This is a genomic window from Vibrio sp. V19_P1S1T109 (genome assembly GCF_002241375.1).
GTDB classification, from domain to species: Bacteria; Pseudomonadota; Gammaproteobacteria; order Enterobacterales; family Vibrionaceae; genus Vibrio; species Vibrio anguillarum.
The window spans coordinates 1-3,084 of record NZ_NDIM01000329.1 but is presented as its reverse complement, the minus strand read 5'-3'; the positions used below and the strand labels follow the sequence as shown (position 1 = coordinate 3,084).

The window sequence follows — 3,084 nt, the reverse complement described above, 5'->3', positions numbered from 1 at the left end:
GTTATATCCATGTCAATAATGATTGCTCAAAAACAGAAGAAGCCAGCAAAATGCTGGCTTCTTTATTATCCTAATCGTAGATGCTATAACGCTTTTGAGATGGCGTCTACACTCTCTTTTGCATCACCAAAAAGCATATAGGTATTATCTTTAAAGAAAAGAGGGTTTTGTACACCCGCGTAGCCAGTATTCATTGAACGCTTGAATACAATGACATTTTGCGCTTTCCATACTTCTAACACTGGCATTCCGGCGATCGGACTATTCGGATCTTCTAATGCTGCTGGGTTTACTGTGTCATTTGCACCGATCACCAAAACCGTATCCGTTTCAGTAAAATCATCGTTTATTTCGTCCATTTCTAACACAATGTCATAAGGCACTTTTGCTTCAGCAAGCAGTACGTTCATATGGCCAGGTAAACGTCCCGCTACTGGATGAATACCAAAGCGAACTTTAATACCTTGTGCACGTAACTTCTCCGTGATTTCGTGAACAGGATACTGTGCTTGAGCTACTGCCATGCCATACCCTGGAGTGATGATCACTGACTTAGAGTTTTTCAGCATTTCGGCTACTTCTTCAGCGTTTATTTCACGGTGTTCACCGTACTCAACGTCTGCGCTGATAGCCACATCTTGACCAAAGCCCCCGGCAATCACACTAACAAAAGAGCGGTTCATCGCTTTACACATAATGTAAGAAAGAATGGCACCTGAAGAACCAACCAGTGCTCCGGTTACGATCAACAAATCATTCGCTAACATAAAGCCAGCCGCTGCCGCTGCCCAACCTGAATAGGAGTTAAGCATCGATACCACAACGGGCATGTCTGCACCACCAATCGAAGCCACCAAATGGTAGCCAAACGCGAACGCTATCAGAGTCATAATAATCAATGCAAACATGCTGCCACCATTATTAACAAAGTAAATCATTAATAATGTGGAGACAACAATGGCCGCGAGGTTGAGCTTATGCTTATGAGGGAGATTGAGCGACGACGACGAAATGATTCCACGCAGTTTACCAAAGGCGACGATAGATCCTGTAAAGGTGACGGCACCAATAAATACCCCAATGAACACTTCAACCAAATGAATCACGTGTTCAGCGTGATCGAGTACAATTGGCGCATCGATATAGCTGTTATAACCCACTAATACCGCAGCCATGCCCACAAAACTGTGGAGAATAGCCACAAGTTCGGGCATTTCGGTCATTTCTACTTTTTTAGCATAATGAATACCGATACCACCCCCAATTACCATCGCCAGCAATACCCAAGCTAAGCCCTGCGCATCTGGACGAAAAATAGTGGCGATGAGTGCGATAGCCATACCCGCTATACCATAGTAGTTACCAGCTCTTGCTGATTCCTGCTTTGATAATCCCGCAAGGCTCATGATGAAGAAGATAGCAGCAATAATATATGCGGCTTGTACTAATCCTGCAGACATATATTACTCCCTTAGTCTTTACGGAACATTTCAAGCATACGTTTGGTGACTGTAAAACCACCAAAGATGTTAATGCTTGCAATTAAAACAGCGATAAACGCGAGGAAAGTGACCACACCACTCCCTTGACCTATCTGCAATAAAGCTCCGACCACAATAATGCCGGAAATTGCATTGGTAACGGACATCAAAGGAGTATGTAAAGCATGAGTAACATTCCAAACGACGTAGTAACCCACAACACACGCTAAAACAAAAACGGTGAAATGGCTTAAAAAAGCCGCAGGTGCGACCGATGCGATCCAAGCAAAAGCGCCAACGGCAGCAACTAAGCCAGTAATTTTTTTCGTCGCAGAAACGGGTTCTTGTTTTTTGGGTTCAGGTCTAGTTGGTGCGGTCTTGACTTGCGGTTGCGCAGAGACTTGGATCGGTGGTGCTGGCCACGTTATTTCGCCTTCTTTCACGACCGTCACACCACGTAAAACAACGTCTTCAAAGTCAATATTGATGGACCCATCTTTTTCCTTGCATAACAATTTCAGCAAGTTAACGATGTTTGTTGAATATAATTGAGAGGATTGTGTTGGTAAGCGGCCAACCATATCAGTATAACCGACCACTTTCACACCATTGGCGGTTGTAATCACCTGATCGGCAACCGTGTATTCACAGTTCCCCCCGTTTGCAGCTGCAAGATCGACGATCACGCTACCAGCGCTCATACTGTCGACCATCTCTTTGGTGATCAGCTTAGGGGCTGGACGTCCAGGGATCAAAGCCGTCGTGATAATGATGTCGACATCTTTAGCTTGCGCTGCATACAGTTCAGCGGCCTTTTTATTAAAGTCGTCAGACATCTCTTTGGCGTAACCATCGCCTGAACCAGCCGTTTCTTGGAAATCGACTTCCAAAAACTCTGCACCCATTGATTGAACTTGTTCTTTTACTTCTGGGCGAACATCAAAAGCTCGTACAATTGCCCCCAAACTTCCTGCGGCACCGATAGCAGCGAGGCCAGCAACGCCAGCGCCAGCAACCAGTACTTTTGCCGGCGGGACTTTGCCCGCTGCGGTAATTTGCCCTGTAAAGAAGCGGCCAAATTCATGTGCAGCTTCAACAACAGCGCGGTAGCCAGCAATGTTAGCCATTGATGACAAAGCGTCTAAAGCTTGTGCTCTGGATATTCTCGGCACTGAGTCCATCGCCAGCACGTTGATTTTTTTACTTGATAACTGTTCCATCAATTCTGGGTTTTGTGCAGGCCAGATAAAACTGATTAGGCTTGCCCCTTCTTTGATCAAAGCAACCTCATCAATCGATTGTTTTTCATCAACAATCGGCGCATTGACCTTCAAGATAATGTCTGAATTCCAAACATCTTGTGTCGAAACAATCGTGGCACCAGCCGCCTCAAAAGCCGCATCATCAAAACTGGCTAAAACCCCAGCTTGAGTTTCAATGGAGACGTCGAAGCCTAGTTTGATTAATTGCGCTACCGAACTCGGTGAAGCTGCAACCCGTGTTTCACCCGTAAGGGTCTCTTTTGGTACACCAATTTGCATAGTTATTCCTTGACTATTGGCACAATGATTATTCTGTTTTTATCTAACCACCAGCATAACTG

General features: G+C 45.2%; 2 protein-coding genes. Both read right to left on the bottom strand.

The window, feature by feature from the left end; all coding sequences use genetic code 11:
* Window positions 1-83: 83 nt before the first annotated feature.
* Window positions 84-1,460, bottom strand: coding sequence for a Re/Si-specific NAD(P)(+) transhydrogenase subunit beta (gene pntB, locus B9J87_RS15680; RefSeq protein ID WP_017046914.1), 1,377 nt, complete (start codon window positions 1,458-1,460; stop codon window positions 84-86).
* An 11-nt stretch (window positions 1,461-1,471) separates the two neighbouring features.
* The gene (locus B9J87_RS15675) at window positions 1,472-3,022 is read right to left on the bottom strand and encodes a Re/Si-specific NAD(P)(+) transhydrogenase subunit alpha (RefSeq protein WP_013867800.1); all 1,551 of its coding nucleotides are present in this window, start codon (window positions 3,020-3,022) and stop codon (window positions 1,472-1,474) included.
* Window positions 3,023-3,084: the final 62 nt, after the last annotated feature.

What these genes read in the sequence shown, in the direction of transcription:
- pntB (WP_017046914.1), bottom strand. Translation starts at nt 1,460, where the DNA reads ATGTCTGCAGGATTAGTACAAGCCGCATATATTATTGCTGCTATCTTC.
- B9J87_RS15675 (WP_013867800.1), bottom strand. Translation starts at nt 3,022, where the DNA reads ATGCAAATTGGTGTACCAAAAGAGACCCTTACGGGTGAAACACGGGTT.